Annotated in this window: 13 protein-coding genes; 7 read left to right on the plus strand and 6 right to left on the minus strand. The window is 59.2% G+C overall.

Annotation, left to right across the window (positions count from 1 at the left end; genetic code table 11):
* Positions 1-17: 17 nt before the first annotated feature.
* Both J2Y39_RS07495 and J2Y39_RS07500 read right to left on the minus strand, forming a co-directional pair.
* Positions 18-569 (minus strand): RNA polymerase sigma factor, encoded by a 552-nt coding sequence (locus J2Y39_RS07495; RefSeq protein WP_041480103.1) that lies wholly within the window; start codon positions 567-569, stop codon positions 18-20.
* A complete protein-coding gene (locus J2Y39_RS07500; protein ID WP_310217330.1) occupies positions 566-1,288 on the minus strand; it encodes a secretin and TonB N-terminal domain-containing protein in 723 nt (240 codons plus the stop codon). The genes J2Y39_RS07495 and J2Y39_RS07500 overlap by 4 nt, the downstream gene beginning before the upstream one ends.
* A gap of 150 nt (positions 1,289-1,438) precedes the next feature.
* On the opposite strand from J2Y39_RS07500, the gene J2Y39_RS07505 reads away from it, so the two are divergent.
* Positions 1,439-1,741: a hypothetical protein gene (locus J2Y39_RS07505; protein WP_041480100.1), complete on the plus strand. Its 303-nt coding sequence runs from the start codon at positions 1,439-1,441 to the stop codon at positions 1,739-1,741.
* A 180-nt stretch (positions 1,742-1,921) separates the two neighbouring features.
* On the opposite strand, the gene J2Y39_RS07510 is transcribed toward J2Y39_RS07505, so the two are convergent.
* Positions 1,922-2,362: a carboxymuconolactone decarboxylase family protein gene (locus J2Y39_RS07510; protein ID WP_310216380.1), complete on the minus strand. Its 441-nt coding sequence runs from the start codon at positions 2,360-2,362 to the stop codon at positions 1,922-1,924.
* A 443-nt stretch (positions 2,363-2,805) separates the two neighbouring features.
* On the opposite strand from J2Y39_RS07510, the gene J2Y39_RS07515 reads away from it, so the two are divergent.
* The 4 genes from J2Y39_RS07515 to J2Y39_RS07530 all read left to right on the plus strand — a co-directional run bounded on the left by J2Y39_RS07515 (position 2,806) and on the right by J2Y39_RS07530 (position 6,824).
* On the plus strand, positions 2,806-4,239 hold the full coding sequence (locus J2Y39_RS07515) for a PLP-dependent aminotransferase family protein (RefSeq protein ID WP_310216383.1): 1,434 nt from the start codon (positions 2,806-2,808) through the stop codon (positions 4,237-4,239).
* A gap of 123 nt (positions 4,240-4,362) precedes the next feature.
* The gene (locus tag J2Y39_RS07520; RefSeq protein ID WP_064363423.1) at positions 4,363-4,656 is read left to right on the plus strand and encodes an antibiotic biosynthesis monooxygenase family protein; all 294 of its coding nucleotides are present in this window, start codon (positions 4,363-4,365) and stop codon (positions 4,654-4,656) included.
* A 192-nt stretch (positions 4,657-4,848) separates the two neighbouring features.
* Entirely contained in the window at positions 4,849-5,250 is a 402-nt protein-coding gene (locus tag J2Y39_RS07525) for a cupin domain-containing protein (protein WP_310216389.1), read from the plus strand.
* Between the two features lie 275 nt (positions 5,251-5,525).
* Complete coding sequence (locus J2Y39_RS07530) at positions 5,526-6,824, plus strand: hypothetical protein (protein WP_310216391.1); 1,299 nt, start codon at positions 5,526-5,528, stop codon at positions 6,822-6,824.
* A 61-nt stretch (positions 6,825-6,885) separates the two neighbouring features.
* Here the strand turns inward: J2Y39_RS07530 and J2Y39_RS07535 are convergent, their stop codons facing one another.
* From J2Y39_RS07535 to J2Y39_RS07545, 3 genes are all read right to left on the minus strand, one after another.
* Complete coding sequence (locus tag J2Y39_RS07535; protein ID WP_095180183.1) at positions 6,886-11,781, minus strand: NAD-glutamate dehydrogenase; 4,896 nt, start codon at positions 11,779-11,781, stop codon at positions 6,886-6,888.
* A 479-nt stretch (positions 11,782-12,260) separates the two neighbouring features.
* Positions 12,261-13,655 (minus strand): hypothetical protein, encoded by a 1,395-nt coding sequence (locus J2Y39_RS07540; RefSeq protein ID WP_310216394.1) that lies wholly within the window; start codon positions 13,653-13,655, stop codon positions 12,261-12,263.
* 79 nt (positions 13,656-13,734) lie between these two features.
* Positions 13,735-13,950 (minus strand): hypothetical protein, encoded by a 216-nt coding sequence (locus J2Y39_RS07545; protein WP_252876435.1) that lies wholly within the window; start codon positions 13,948-13,950, stop codon positions 13,735-13,737.
* Here J2Y39_RS07545 and J2Y39_RS07550 point away from each other — a divergent pair.
* Both J2Y39_RS07550 and J2Y39_RS07555 read left to right on the plus strand, forming a co-directional pair.
* On the plus strand, positions 13,949-14,305 hold the full coding sequence (locus J2Y39_RS07550; protein ID WP_056789468.1) for a hypothetical protein: 357 nt from the start codon (positions 13,949-13,951) through the stop codon (positions 14,303-14,305). The genes J2Y39_RS07545 and J2Y39_RS07550 overlap by 2 nt on opposite strands.
* A 519-nt stretch (positions 14,306-14,824) precedes the next feature.
* Entirely contained in the window at positions 14,825-16,012 is a 1,188-nt protein-coding gene (locus J2Y39_RS07555; protein WP_082530321.1) for a YcaO-like family protein, read from the plus strand.

A 16,012-nucleotide genomic window follows, 5' to 3' on the forward strand; every position in this document is an offset into this window, starting at 1 on the left:
ACGGATTAATCGGGTCACTATTCGCTAGACGGTTTTCCGGCCCCGCGACCGAACCGCTGAAACACTTTTCTTTCCAGTTTTGCTGCGCAGAAGCCCAGCGCGGCTTTGATTTCCTTCTCGACCATGCGCGTGGAAATGCCGAAACGCTGGGAGATTTCCAGGTGTGGCGCCTCTTCCAGCCGCGCGGCGATGAAGATCCGCCGACGCCGTGCGGGCAGTTCGTACAAGGCGCTGAGCAGGGCCTGCATCTCCTTTTGCCCGCCGACCACCCGCGCCGGGTCGAGGGCTTCGTCGCCCAGTTGTAGCAGCTCTTCGACCTCAGTACCGGTGAGCAGCCGCGCATCGGCCTGACGGCGGTCGGCGGCGATGTTGAGGGCCATGCGATACAGGTAGGCGTTGGGCTTGAGCAGGTTCGGCGGGGTTTCCATGCGATCGACCCGCAGCCAGGTCTCGTGCAGCACGTCATTGGCCAGATCCTCGGAACCTAGGCGGCGGCGCAAGCGCACGCGAAAGTCCTCGTAGGAGCTGAGGAACAGCTGGCCCATCGTGCTTTGTCCGGCGTCTTTCATCCCCCGGAAACTCCTTCCCATCTCGTGCATTCCATGCGCTTCCCTGACGACTCCGGTAACAACAGCAACGTGACCGGCTGGCGCAAGGCGCTGGGCGTCGGCCGATCGATTGTGAGGTTGCGAAAACTTTCCACCAGCGCGTTATCGCGCCGTACATCGCCGGTCGAAGTGACCAACCGGTTGTGCTGCACCACGCCGTCGCGCCCGACCCACACCTGCAACACCGCGCGATAACTGCCCGGGCGGGTCAGCGGCGAACGACACAGCTTGCGCTCGATCACCGCTTGCACCGCCGTCGCGTAACTGCGGTTGACCGCGACAACGGCCGGCGTGGGTTTGTCCGTCGGCACCGGCAGATCTTCCACCTGCGCCGCTTGTAGAGTGAACGCATCGGCCCGGGCGTAACGCGCCATCAACCCGGTGCCGCCGAGCAAATGGCGCAAGGCATCGGCGGCGGTGTATTCGCCATCCACAGCGAGGGAGCGGCGGCCCCGGCTCAACTGGCTATCGACCAGCACGGCGACGCCCGTGGCGCGGCTGTATTGATCCAGCGCCCGGGCCAGCTCCTGAGCCGGGATGTGCAAGGTCAGGCGCATATCCGCCGCTGCCGGATCAGCATTGGCCGCGTTGGCCAGCAGACCGAGCAGCCACCCCAGACCCGCGCGGCGCACAAGCGTCGCCGAGCGCTGAAGACTGATCCGCGAACTGCCTCGCTGCACGACTGGCGCACCCCTGAAAATCGCTATCCTGCGGGGCATTTATGACTCTGGTATGACGGGCGGTGCAAAAAAACCATCACGGGTTTTGCGCCGCGCTTGCACTAGACTCAAACCCCAGAGCGGCCCATTCGGGCGGGCCAGGAGGCGGACATGAAAACGCGGTGGATGTGGGTCTTGCTGATGACGGTGGGCGCGGCGCAGGCGGAAGAGCCGCTGGGCTGTGTCGAGGTCACGGTCGGCGGTTACAAGGCGCCGAATTACGATTGCCTGAGCCAGCAGATGGGCAACAATCCCGACGGCGCGGCGGCGGCGCAGAAGAACATGGAAGCGTTGAATGTGCCGGTGCACAAGCGCGCGCCGAATCAGGTCGGACTGGCGACCCCGGCTGCGACCAGTACGCGGATGGGGAATACGTTTGGCACCTCGGTGAAACCGCAGCGGCCGGCGAATTGAATCGCACTGTGGGTGCTGAGGGATTTAGCACCTGTGGTGAGGGGATTCATCCCCGTTGGGTTGCGCAGCAGCCCCGAAGTCGCCTGACTCTGATCTGTCAGATAAACCGATTTCACCGTTTTGGCGTCTGCTGCGCAGCCGAACGGGGATAAATCCCCTCGCCACAGGGAGGGGGGCTTTTCAGTCACTCGGGGTCTGGCGGAAGCTGACGGCCAGGCGATTCCAGCTGTTTATGGCGCTGACCGCAACCGTCAAGTCCACCAGTTCACCTTCATCAAATTGCTCGCGCGCCTGCTGGTAGACGTCATCCGGCACGTGGCTTTCGGCCAACAGCGTCACCGCCTCGGCCCAGGCCAGCGCCGCGCGTTCGCGGGGGTTGAAGAAGTTGCTGTCTCGCCACACCGCGACCGCGTAAAGGCGCCGATCACTCTCCCCGGCTCGCCGCGCGTCCACCGAGTGCATATCGGTGCAGAATGCGCAGCCGTTGAGTTGCGAAGCGCGGATCCGGATCAATTGCAGCAGCGGCGCTTCGATGCTCAGGTGGGTGGTCAGCGCCTCCATGGCAAGCATCGCTTTCATCGCCTTGGGCGAAGCGTTGTAGTAATCCAGACGCAGGGACATGGCGCGGCTCTCGGCAGGCGGAATGATGAGTTCACGGTAAGGGCTGTGCGGGCTGTGTTACAGCCCCAATTCCATGAATTCCGGCTACACCAATGAACCTCGGCCAAACGCAATACCTGTGGGAGCGAGCCTGCTCGCGAAAGCGGTTTCCCAGACAAATATTCATCCACTGCACCACCGCCATCGCTGGCAAGCCAGCTCCCACAAGGTTTAACGTCGTTCACAAGATTTGTGCACGCCGCAAAAACTGTGGGAGCTGGCTTGCCAGCGATAGCGGAGTGTCAGACAACGAATCTGTTCAATGACACACCGCCTTCGCGAGCAGGCTCGCTCCCACAGGGACTTGCGCCAATTTGCGGTTTTTACTCCACGCAACTACTGCCAAAAGCCCAACAACGCTAATCTGACCGACACTTCACTCAACACCCGGGAGCCTCGTCGGTATGGAACTTCATGTCGTGATCAACGGCCGCAAGGATCTTGCCGGTCAGTTGTATGAGCAGTTGCGCGCGGCGATTGAATCCGGGCGGTTGGCGGCGGGTACGCAGTTACCGCCGAGCCGCTTGCTGGCCGAGCAATTGGGCATTTCGCGCAAGACCATTTCCGACACTTATGCGCAGCTGACCTACGAAAACTTCCTCACCGGCGTGATCGGCAAAGGCACCTACGTCAACGCCCGACCGGCGCAGGTGCAGCGCAAGCAGAGCCACAACGAGCTGGCCAGTGCCGAGGTGATCGAGAGCTGGCGCAATCTGCCGGTGTTCCTGCGTCACCCGACGCTGCAAGGTTCGCTGCGCTACGACTTTATCGGCGGCGCCACCAGCAAAGGCCAGTTCCCCCACGACGACTGGCGCCGCTGCGTCGCCCACGCGATGCGGCAGATGGCGCAGTCGAAGGGTTTTTACAGCGTTGCCGAAGGTTTGCCGGCGCTGCGCAATGCGATCGCCCGGCACATCGCGTTTTCCCGTGGCATCAACTGTCAGGACGAGGACATCGTCGTGTGCAACGGCGCGCAGCAGGCACTGGACCTGATTGCCCGCGTATTGACCCGTCCCGGCAGTCTGGTGGCCATGGAAGACCCCGGCTACCCGCCCGCGCGCTTGTTGTTCGGCACGCATGGCGCGGAGGTGGTCGGGGTGCCGGTGGATGCCGAGGGCATTCAGGTCGAGCACATTCCCGATGGCACCCGGCTCATCTATGTGACGCCATCGCATCAGTTTCCGCTGGGCATGGCGATGAGTCAGGCGCGCCGCGAGGCCCTGCTCGTCCGTGCCCACGAGCTCGGCGCGATCATCATCGAGGACGACTACGACAGCGAATTCCGCTACGAGGGCCGACCCACCGATTCGCTGTACAACCTCGATCAGCGCGGCATCGTCGCCTACGTCGGCACCTTCTCGAAAACCCTGCTGCGGGAGTTGCGCCTGGGCTATGCGATCCTGCCGCCGTCGATCATCGAGGCGGTGATCCGCGCCAAACAGCTCACCGATCTGCACGCCTCGACTCTGCCGCAATGGGCGCTGGCCAAGTTCATCGCCGAGGGTTGCCTGCTCAAGCACATCCGCCGATGCCACACGATCTACGCGCAACGCCGCGAGCGGATCCTGGCGCGCATGGCGACCGACCTTGCACCGTGGCTGCAAGCCGTGCCGGCCAGCGCCGGTTTTCACATGGCGGTGTTCTGCAAGGTGCCGGTCGATTTGCCGCTGGTCATCGAGCTGGCGAAAAAGGTTGAGGTCGGCCTGTATGCGATCAATGGTTTCTACTACCAGCAGCCGGCGAAAGAAGGCCTTTACTTCGGTTTCGGCGCCATCGAAACCCTCGACATCGACATTGCCCTCGATCGCCTGCGCGACATCCTCGAACAGCTGTCATGAGCCGTTGGTATAAGGCTTTTACCGCCGATTGGTTATTGGTGATTCATGGCGGCAGGCCTATTCTGCACAGGCGTTATCCCTCAGTGAGCAGGATTCGTCCGGCCTGATTCAGGAGTGTGAGCAATGTCCAACGAAGTGATCAACACGGTTCAGGTGAAGGCTGTTGCGGGCCGCTCGGAAGAGCTCGGCAAGCAATTGCAGAAGATCGTCGACACCCTGCGCGAAACCCCGGGCTGCGATTCCTACCTGGTCGACCGCTGCCCCGAGGACAGCCACCGCTGGACGGTCAGCGCGCGCTGGCAGTCGGAAGCGGCAATGCAGGCGCATTTCAACCGGCCCGAGGCGCAGGGGTTTATCGACCTGATCGATAGCCGCCTGGCCAATAGCGTCGATTTCAACAGCTTTCCTATCGTCTAAAAGCAAGATCAAAAGATCGCAGCCTTCGGCAGCTCCTACTCTGGAATGCGTTCCCCTGTAGGAGCTGCCGAAGGCTGCGATCTTTGCTTTTGAACCAGAATTGGTCACCTGATCTTCGCGAATATTGGCCGTTTGAACCGGCCACATTGCGGCCTACTGTGAGCACACCCCCACCATCACAGGTAACCCGCCATGAAAGCCCTGCACCTCGTCGCCGCAGCCCTCGCCTTCACCTTCTCCGCTTCGGCAATGGCCCACGATCCATCCGAAAAAATCACCGTCCTGCAGGAACAACTGCTGAAAAACGCCCCCGGCAAGAAAGCCATGATGATCGAAGTCGACTACCAGCCCGGGCAATCCTCGATCGCCCATAAGCACGAAGGCACGGCGATGGCTTACGTGCTCGACGGCGAAGTGATTTCCCAAGTCAAAGGCGAACAGGCGATCACTTACAAAAAGGGCCAGTTCTGGTACGAGCCGGCCGGCTCCGAGCATCTGGAGTCGAAAAATGCCAGCTCAACCAAGCCTGCCAGGTTGCTGGTGTTCATGGTGATGGCCCCGAACGAGCAGGTGCTGATCCCGCTGGAAAACTGATGGCTGCCTGATCACATTTGGAATGCGATCAACCGTGGGAGCGAGCCTGCTCGCGAAGGCGCCAGACCAGACACCACAAAATCCCTCAGACATTAAATCCCCGGCAAGACAGGCCATCCCGTCTTCCAAATCCACAATCATCCGCCGCTGTCCACTGTCAGGTCTGACAGTGGACAGCGCGACCGAAAGCTCCCCAAATACCAGCACTGCGTTGATTTGCCGGTCCCTATCGACTGATCGCTTTACGCAAAAACAGCGTATTCGAGGAGCAGACCATGACTGAAGTAAAAGACACCGCTGTGCATAATCTGGACCCCACTTTCGGCCCTGATAAAAATGGCCTCACCTGGTTTAAATATCCCGATCAGGAGAACGGCTTCGCCAACGCAGTTGCCGTCGCGGCGGACGGCAAGCTGCTGATCGCCGCAAGTCCGGGCAACAAGTTCGCCATTGTGCGATTGAAGCCTGATGGCACACAGGACACTTCGTTTGCCCGGGATGGCGTGGCCAGCGGGGTTTTCGCTCCGGGCTATAAATCCACGGGTGGCAGCATCAGCATCCTCAAGAACGGAAATCTGTTGCTTCAGGGTGCCTTTTATCTACACGAATACGCACAGCCACAACGCTGCCTGGCAATGTTTCGCAATGACGGAACGCCCGAGACCGCATTTGGCGTCAACGGCGTAGTCTTCGTTGATCCGATTCCGGTGCCCGCGCTCACGTCGTCCGAGATCGAACTTGGGCAAAAACGCACTACGGCATCCGATTACAGTGGCCATGCCATTGAACTGGACGACGGAAAACTGATGGTGTTGAGCAACCATCGATATTCCCCCAATGACCAATGCGGTCTTTTGATCAGACTGCAAAGCAACGGGGCTCTGGACACTGCGTTTGGCCAGGGAAAGGGTTACGTCGTGATTCGATACCTGGCCAACTTCACGTGGGCTGGCTCACTGATCCGGCTCCAGGACGGCAAATTTGCCATCGCAGGCAGCGTCTCAAGCAATGTCGGCTACCGCGCAATGATCGCCCTCTTCGACGCCGCAGGTAAACCTGTCAGCAGCTTTGGCGATAACGGTTTTGCCCTGTTCGACCGCTTGGACAAGCTCAGTCAGATCAACCAACTGATCGAAATGCCTGACGGCAACATCCTTGGCATCGGTAGCGCCCGCTCCATTGATTTCGTTAACAGGGGCCTCCTGGTATGCGTCGACAGGCATGGGAAATACGCCATCGACTTCAATGAAGGGAGGCCAGTCCTGACGTCCTATCCAAAAGCCTTTTTGGGCATCCAATGGACTGCTGGCACGCTGAGGGACGGACACATCGTTGTGCTTTCCAGCACCCACGGCGAACAAGACTCGGAAATCGTCATTGCCCAGTTCAAATCGGACGGCTATCCAGATCGCGATTTTGCCGACGACGGTGTGCTGGTCATCAATCTGACCGCCGTGCTCGACATGGCGGGAGGTCTTGCCATTCAGGACAATCAGATTGTCGTAGCCGGAACATCCCTGCCCCGTACGGACGGCGTCGGTAGCTTCGCCTTTCGCTGCGCCGATACGTTCTGAATGACAGACAAGAAAAAGCCCCGCCTCTTTCGAGAGCGGGGCTTCTTCATTCAGCCACTACTTACGCCAGTTCAAGCTCGGCATTCGCAGTGATCGCAGGCACGATCGCTTGCCCACTCAACGCCAGATCCAGCAGCTCACGGTTGGCCACCGCGTACATGGCGTAGTCCGTACCGCTCGCAGCACGGATTTCCACCAGCATGGCGCGCCAGCGTTCGATCATGCTTTCGTGCTGGGCCATCCACAGCGCCAGGCGTGCTTCAACGTCCTGGGAGCCGTCGCCCTGTTGCAGGACGGAGATGGTGATCGCCCGTTGCTGCCAGTCGACGTCATCACGGAACGCTTCACGGGCCAGAGCCTGCCAGTTGTTTTCCACCGGCAGCGCGCTGATCTGTTGCAGGTACCAGGTGATGTCCAGCGCAGAGCCGACGGCGAAGTAGGCCTTGGCCACTTCGGCCGGGTTCTGCCCGGTGACGTCGGCGGCTTCGATGATCGGCAGCAGCGTGTACAGGTGCGAAGTACCCGCAACCATACGCGCCAGCAATTCCGGTACACCGGCTTCGACGTACGCCTGATAGCGCGACTGCCAGTTCTCGCGGATCTCGCCGCTGAGCAGTTCGTCGAGTTTCAGACCCAGTTCTTTCAGGTGCGGACCGAAATGCGCGACGTCACGGGCAGCGTTCTGCTCGTTGCGGCGGGCACGCAGGAACCAGCGCGTGGCGCGACGGCCCAGACGCATCAGCTCGTCCATCAGCTCCAGCTGCACGTCAGCGGAAACCTGGTAGTCCAGCGCTTCGATCTGACGGAACCAGTGCGGGAGGTGGAAGATGTCGCGCACGATCACATAAGCGCCAGCCACGTTTGCCGGGCTCATGCCGGTCGACTCTTTGAGTCGCTGCACGAAAGTGATGCCCATGTGGTTGACCAGATCGTTGGCGATCTGGGTGCTGACGATCTCGCGCTTCAGACGGTGGCGACGCATGGCTTCGGAGAACTTGCTGACCAGGGTCGGCGGGAACGCCGTTTCCATGTCGCGGGTCAGGTAGTCGTCGTCCGGCACCAGCGAGCCCAGCAGCTGCTCTTTCAGGTCGATCTTGCTGTAGGAAATCAGCACCGACAGCTCAGGACGGGTCAGGCCGTGGCCCTCAGCGACGCGCTCGGTCAGTTGCTCTTCGGTCGGCAGGAACTCGATGGCACGGTCCAGCTTGCCACGGCCTTCCAGATCGCTCATCAGACGCTTGTACTCAGCGATGCGCGCGTAGGCACGGCGCGCCGCCAGGGACAGGGCCTGAGTCTGCTTGTAGTTGTTGCCCAACACCAGATTGCCGACTTCGTCGGTCATGCTCGCGAGCAACTGGTTGCGTTGCTTGTCGGTCATGTCACCGGCCTGAACCACTTCGTTCAGCAGGATCTTGATGTTCACTTCGTGGTCGGAGCAGTCCACGCCACCGGCGTTGTCGATGAAGTCGGTGTTGGAACCGCCGCCATTCAAGCCGAATTCCACACGACCCAGTTGGGTCATGCCGAGGTTACCGCCCTCGCCCACGACTTTGCAGCGCAGCTCGTTACCGTTGACGCGCAGCGCATCGTTGGCCTTGTCGCCGACATCGGCGTGGCTTTCGGTGCTGGCCTTGACGTAGGTGCCGATGCCGCCGTTCCACAACAGATCCACCGGCGCCTTGAGCAAGGCGTTGAGCAGTTCGGTCGGGGTCAGCTTGTCAGCCTGGATGTCGAAGCGTTCTTTCATCTGCGGCGAGATCGCGATGCTCTTCGCGCTGCGCGAGAAGATACCGCCACCTTCGGACATGATGCTGGTGTCGTAGTCGGTCCAGGCCGAACGCGGCAGGTCGAACAGACGCTGACGCTCGACGAAACTGGTCGCCGGGTTCGGGTTCGGGTCGATGAAGATGTGCATGTGGTTGAACGCAGCGACCAGTTGCAGCTTGTCGGACATCAACAGGCCGTTACCGAACACGTCGCCGGCCATGTCGCCGACACCAACCACGGTGATGCTGTCTTCCTGAACATTGATGCCGCGTTCGCGGAAGTGGCGCTGTACGCCGACCCACGCGCCCTTGGCGGTGATGCCCATTTTCTTGTGGTCGTAACCGGCCGAACCACCGGAGGCGAACGCGTCACCCAGCCAGAAGCCGTAGTCGATGGCGATGCCGTTGGCGATGTCGGAGAAGGTTGCAGTGCCCTTATCCGCCGCGACCACCAGGTACGGGTCATCATCGTCATGACGCACGACGTTGACCGGCGGCACCAGGGCGCCGTCCTTCAGGTTGTCGGTGATGTCCAACAGGCCGGAAATGAAGATGCGGTAGCAGGCGATGCCCTCGGCCGCGATTTCGTCACGGCTGCCGCCCAGTGGCAGACGACGCGGCAGGAAGCCGCCCTTCGCACCCACCGGCACGATGACCGAGTTCTTCACTTGCTGGGCTTTTACCAGGCCGAGCACTTCGGTACGGAAGTCTTCTTCACGGTCGGACCAGCGCAGGCCACCACGAGCAACGTTGCCGAAGCGCAGGTGCACGCCTTCGACGCGTGGCGAGTAGACGAAGATTTCAAACTTCGGCACTGGCTTGGGCAGCTCAGGGATCGCATGCGGGTTGAACTTGAAGCTGAAGTACGACTTGTTCTGGCCGTTGGCGTCAGTCTGATAGAAGTTGGTGCGCAGGGTGGCTTTGATCAGGTCAAGGTAACGACGCAGGATGCGGTCTTCGTTGAGCACCTGAACATCGTCCAGTGCAGTCAGAATCGCTTGTTCCAGACGCAGTTGCTTGTCTTCCAGATCGTCGCTGCCGAGCTTGCGTGCCAGGTAGAAACGGGTCTTGAACAACCGGGTCAGCTCGCGAGCGATGTCGGTGTGGTTGTTCAGGGTGCTGGCGATGTAACCCAGGTCGAAGCCCAGACGAATCTGCTTCAGGTAACGGGCGTAAGCACGCAGCAGCGCCACGTCGCGCCATGGCAGACCGGCGGTCAGCACCAGACGGTTGAACGCATCGTTCTCGGCATCGCCGCGCACGATGTGCACGAACGCGTCCTGCAGCGTGTCGTTGAGTTGCTGGATGTCGAGGTCCAGACCTTCAGCGGCGGTGAAGGCGAAATCGTGAATCCAGAATTCGCGGCCGTTGGTGTGGCGCAGGCGATACGGGAATTCACCCAGTACGCGCAGGCCGAGGTTTTCCAGAATCGGCAGGACGTCGGACAGCGCCAGCGGCGTGTCGGCGTGATACAGCTTGCAATGCAGCTCGCGCTGGCCGGAGACCTGACCGAGCGGCTGATAGAAGCTCATCACCAGCGGATTTTTTTCGTTGAGGCTCAGCAGGTGCTGCATGTCGACCACGGCCGAATGCGCGGCAAAACGCTCGCGGTAACCGGCCGGGAAGCCTTTCGGGAAGTCGGCCAGCACGTTGGTGCCGTGGGCTTCGCCGAAGCTTTCGACGGTCAGTGCGGCGTAATCGTCCTGCCAGCTGCGGCAGGCCTGAACCACTTCTTTTTCCAGCAGCAGCGGGTCGATGTCGAGACGGTTCTTCGGATCGACGCGCAGGATCAGCTGCACACGGGCCAGCACGGATTCCGAGAAGAAGGTCCAGAATTCGCAATCGGACGCCTTCAGGCGCTCCATCAGCACTTGCTGGATCTTCTGGCGCACTTCGGTGGAATAGATGTCGCGCGGCACGTAGGCCAGGCAGTAGCAGAAGCGACCGTACGGGTCTTTGCGCAGGAACACGCGGATCTTGTTGCGTTCCTGGATCTGCACGATCGACATCACGGTGGTGAACAGTTCGTCGACCGGGGTCTGGAACAGGTCGTCACGCGGTAGCACTTCGAGGACCTGTGCCAGTTCCTTGCCCAGGTGAGCCTTGGACTGGAAGCCGGAGCGGCGCTCGATTTCTTCGACCTTGCGGCGGATGAACGGGATGACCCGCACGCTCTCGCCGTACACCGACGAGGTGTACAGGCCCATGAAGCGGTGTTCCTTGATGACTTTGCCGTCGGCGTCGATTTCACGGATCGACACGTAATCCGGGTAAGCCGGACGGTGCACACGGCTCGGGTGCGCAGCCTTGGCGAACGACAGCAGGGTCGGTTCGCGCAGATAGGACACGGCGTAGTCTTCGATGCGCAGGTCTTCGTAGGTCAGGCCGGTGCGCAGCAGTTTCGTCAGGCCGAGGAAGGAGTTCCGGTCGTACTCGATGTGGCCGCCATCGGCTTGATCGGTAACCACGAACTCTTCGTAGCCGAGGAAGGTGAAGTGGTTGCCCACCAGCCATTCCAGGAAGCTCTTGATTTCGTTCTTTTCGTCGGCATCGACCGGATAGGCGCTGTTGTCGAGCTGGGTGAGGATGTCCTGCACCTTGGCTTTCATCGGCTCGAAGTCAGCAACGGCGACGCGCACTTCACCGAGCACCTGCTCAAGCTCTTTGCTCAGCACGTTCAGCTCGGCCGCGTTGGCGCAACGGTCGATTTCCAGGTACATCAGCGATTCGTGCAGCACGCCTTCGCCGGTGCTGCCTTTTGGCAGGATTTCCAGCAATTCGCCCTTGCTGCCACGACGCACGCTGAGCACGGTGGTCTGCAGGGTATGAATGCTGTAGCCGCGACGGTTCAGCTCGGTACGCACCGAGTCGACCAGAAATGGCAGGTCGTGGTGCAGCACTTCGACCGCGGTGTGGGTCGACTGCCAGCCGTGACGTTCGTAATCGGGGTTGTAGACACGCACTTGCGGTTGCGCGTGATCGAAGCGCTCAAGCAGGCGCCACGCAGAGAGAGTACAGCCAGCGAGGTCGGAGAGGCGACGTTGAGTCAGCTCGTCCAGGGAAATGATGCCGAAGAATTGTTCAGCGAACAGCGCCACTTGTGGCAGTGCCTGTTCACTGATGTGCTGCGCCAGTGCCGCTTGCAGTTGGTGCTGGAAGTCGGCTTTGCTGGCTGCGGTGAAGAACGCCATCTGTGGTACTCCGCTTAAGCTTGTTATTGATGGAAAGCGTCGCGTGCAACACCCCTTTCGGGGCTGGTGTCGCCCTGTTCCTGATTCTCGGGCAGAGGAAACAGGGAGACAGGTGGGTGAAGCTGGACGGGACACTCAGGTCACATTCACCTTCCATGAATGAGCATCTGCAAAAGCGACTGCCAGCACTGCCGACAATGCCTTTACGGGTGCTCATCCGTTGCGCAGCTTAATGGGTGCGACAATGTGTCTGCTTGCGGTGCTGCGACATATTCGGTCATTGGCACGTAAATGCAGGGTTTGGCCTGCATCAACACTAGCAGGCGTGAGCTGAAATGCAGGCTCGATACCCCGGTTTCACGGGACTTTCGTGCCAGGACAATCCTTGGGAACGTTACATATCCGGAAACGAAAACGCCCAAGGCCCTGTTATCGACCCTGAGCGTGGCATCCGGTTCAGCGCTGGCGGTTGACGCGGATCAGTCCGGCAGTTCCTCAAAGGCTCTGAATTTGCTCACCGTGGCGCAGTCGTAGCACATCGTCTGCAGGATCTGCTTGTCCATGCTGGCGTCAATGTTGCTCGAATCGCATTCGCGGCAGAACAGGCGCAGATTGCCCAGCAAGTCGCTGTCGAACGCTACGGCGCTGAAGAATTGCGGAACCAGTTCGTCGCGCCAGTACATGCCCGGCGACTTTGAGAATCCGGCGCCGCTGTCCTTCAGCACTACGTCGTAAAGCAGTCGCTGCAAGGCTGTCTGCGGCACCCGCGCATCACGATGGCCGTTCTTGCGCCAGTTACGGACGAGCGCGTCCTGCGCCGTGCCCAGCATGTTGCGCGGAATGGTGTTGGAGGCGTGACTGCGCCCTTTGGAATTGCCGGTGGCATAAAAGTGCGCGGCGTTTCGTACCGCCAAGCGGGCGAAGTAATACAACTGACTCACCGAGAAGTCCTGCAACAACTGCCCGACCACCTCATCGGCACGGGCTTCGGCCGTGAAGGCGAAATCCACCTCACTGGCCAGCACACGAATGTATTGAAGCGACTCTTCGCGGGCGAGACTGAAGACCAGCGAATAGATTTCGCTCTTCCAGGCAGCCTTTACGCTGCCCGACAATTCCTGATACAGCGCCAGATACAGATTCTCTCGGTTACTGCGCGCCGCGCCATCCAGCGTGACGTTGGGCAGCCAGCGCACGGCGCTGTACTCGCGAATACTGCAACCCTCGCTGCGATCGAAGGCGTTGATATCGGATTCGGTGGAAACCGCCAGCATCCCGGCTTCGTGCAGGTCTTTGAGCAACTCTTCCCGCGCCTCGAAGGTCAGGGCGAGCAGCTCCTCTCGGGATGGCGCGTTCAACGGCGCAATCCATTCAACGTTTGCGCCGTAGCCATCATCGAGCAAGGCAAGCAACGTCAACTTCTGCACAAAGCCCAGATTGGCGTAAGGCACTGCAGGGAGTTGCGCGCCATATCTGGCCTGCAACTCCAGACGGTCCCGCGCTGCCCGGGCGGCCAGTTGCTGCTGGCGAACCTTGAAACATTCTGTGCAGTTGCACGCTGCGTGGCGGCCATTGGCGCCGGGGACACTGTGCTGGTGCTCACAGCGGACGCATTTGAATGCACTGCGCAACGAAAGCGGAGTTCCCCTGGCGTAGCGGCGCATCCACATCGGCAGTTCACAGTAAGGACAGGTGAGGTCTGTGCTGACGATCGGTGGCAGAACTTTTAGCAGACTGCGCACCGTGGAAGGAATCTGGAATTGCGCCATCAGCTGCGAAGTTTTCTCACCTTCCAGATAGCGCTTGTAGATCTCCTCGATCTGTTCGTCAGACAGGTGGCGAATTTCTTCGGCGCGTTCGAAATATTGAGTCATGGCAAAGGTCCTTTTTCGGGGTTTTGGTAACGCACTCCGTTGCGCAAGAGCGGCGAAACTAACGGCAAAACGGTGGCGATCACAAGCGAAAAATCGCAATTTCGGGTGGATTTTGCGCATCCGGTAATTGCCTTACGCTGGCGTCGGATTTTCCCTTCTCGCTACTCGGAACCGGGCGACGGAAATGTCCTGCTTTGCGACTTTTTGCCGATGCAGGCAGCGCGAACGAGCAGAGACTGGCAAAATCGCGCCTTCGAACAGATTCACCGCCGCCACTGCCCAGGATTTCACCCATGCAAATGACCACCGCCCTACTGATCGTCAACCCGTGCGACGACGAAGAAGACAACATGGCCATGCTCTGCTGCCACAGCGACAAGGGCGAGATGTTCCTGATGAGTCGTTATCCGGATGAGGATGAGCTGGAGATCACCCTGGATGGCGAGCCGTCGACGCTTGACGGCGTGAAGGTCACGCTGACGTCGGAACTGCTGAAGATCGAGATTGCTGCGGCGGATGCCGATGCGTTGAATGGGGATGATGTGCTGGAGATCGCTTTCAACCCGGATATGGTGGATATGGAAGAGGTTGTTGAGACCTTGAAGAATATTCTCGATGGGACAGGAACTTTTGTAATTAATCTGGAATAACCAGGTCGGCTCGCATGACAAGATAAATGACGACGGCATTTGATCGCCCCTTATGCCATCGTCATTAATTCCACGCTGATCGATACCTCTACAAGCTCTAAACACCTGAAAACCATAATTCGCGCTAATTTTCCGCATAGAACGCCGCTGTGTTTAACAGCACGAAGCTCGATCCTACTACTCCTCAAGAAGTGCCCTACGCAATCATCGGAAGCCGTCTGATTGCGGGCCCACCCCTCCCTTGTTATTACTCGTTGCGCTTGCAAAAAAACATGCAAGCTCGGCGCACAAAAAAGTGCCGACAACGTGATATTCAATGGAGTCATATGTAATGGGTAGAAAACGTTCTGAAATAAACACCTTCGAGGATTTGCCTTATGGCTCGGGCCACTTTGAAGGTTTCCTGGCGACGGAACTGGACTTCTTCGCCTCACTGACCCGCTGACTCGGCCTCCCGATCAGCCAATCCTGAAAATGCCGAAAGTCGATCTTTCGGCATTCAAGCCTACGAGGCTCACCATGTCAGAGCGTGAGATTTCATCCAGCGAAGCGTTTGTCCGAATAAACAATGTTATCCAGACACTGGGTTTGAAAGCGCGAGTGCGCTATGTCGATGACGGTAATCTGGTCGCTACTGCCGAACTCTATAACGAATACGACACGCTGATTGAATCAGGCGCAGGCAAAGGTCCCGACGCGCTTGTAGGTGCACTTGCTGAAAGCCTTGAGCACTACGCGATGTTTCACGCCGAGCCGCCATTTTGCACAACGCTTGGTTGCAGTGACATCGCTTCGCAGAACGGGGTCGAGTCGGACGGCATTTTCACAAGTCTGCGAAAAAACATCGAGCCTCTACAGTGTCTGCAGCTTGCAGCACTCGACGGCTGCGCCGGGCTTTTTGTGCCATGCGCCCTGCTGTATCCGGTCAAAGATGAACGTAAAACAACGAGTCAACCGACGCGCTTTTTAAATCGCTACGCCTCTAACTCAGGAACTGCTTTCGGCTGCACGAAATCAGAAGCACTGCTGCACGGTACCCTGGAACTGATTGAGCGACACCTGTTGTCCCGGTTTTTCATGGCCGTCTGCAGACTGATACCTGCGATAGATCTCTACTCACCGTCGGCGCCCCTGCTTGCGCAAGCCCTGTTCAACAACTCATACGCGCTACGGGCTGCCGAAGCTTTGCAGATCATCATTATCAAAGACGAGTCAGAAGTTTATCTGGCGGTTGCATTCCCACGAACCGGCCCCGGCGACCGACATATATCCGCAATCGGCTCCGGCTGTTCTTTGGACATATTTATCGCCATCCAAAGAGCGGTAACGGAGCAATTCCAATCAAACGCCTTATACGACGCCAACGATGAAATCGCGGACCGAAAGGTACTTGATGTGCTTTGTCAATCCGAGAAACTGAAACAGCTGATAGACTTTGCACCCGTTAAAAACTTGAAACTCAATACCCTGGCGCCGCCAAAAAGCCTGCTTGCACTCTCTGTTCCTGAACAACTTGCCTTGCTCCGAAAAAACCTGAGCGGTATGAACAAAGTCCTATTCTTCAGAACAGTCATGGAGTACCCGGGGACCAACGTAGTTACCCAGACTTATATCCCGGGTCTCGACCGATTCAACATAATCAGAAATGGCCAACCCGTAGCTCCTCAGCACATTTTGCTCGGCACCAGGAGCACGCCAACGGCGTGA

It is taken from the genome of Pseudomonas sp. 2957 (genome assembly GCF_031456345.1).
GTDB classification, from domain to species: Bacteria; Pseudomonadota; Gammaproteobacteria; order Pseudomonadales; family Pseudomonadaceae; genus Aquipseudomonas; species Aquipseudomonas siliginis.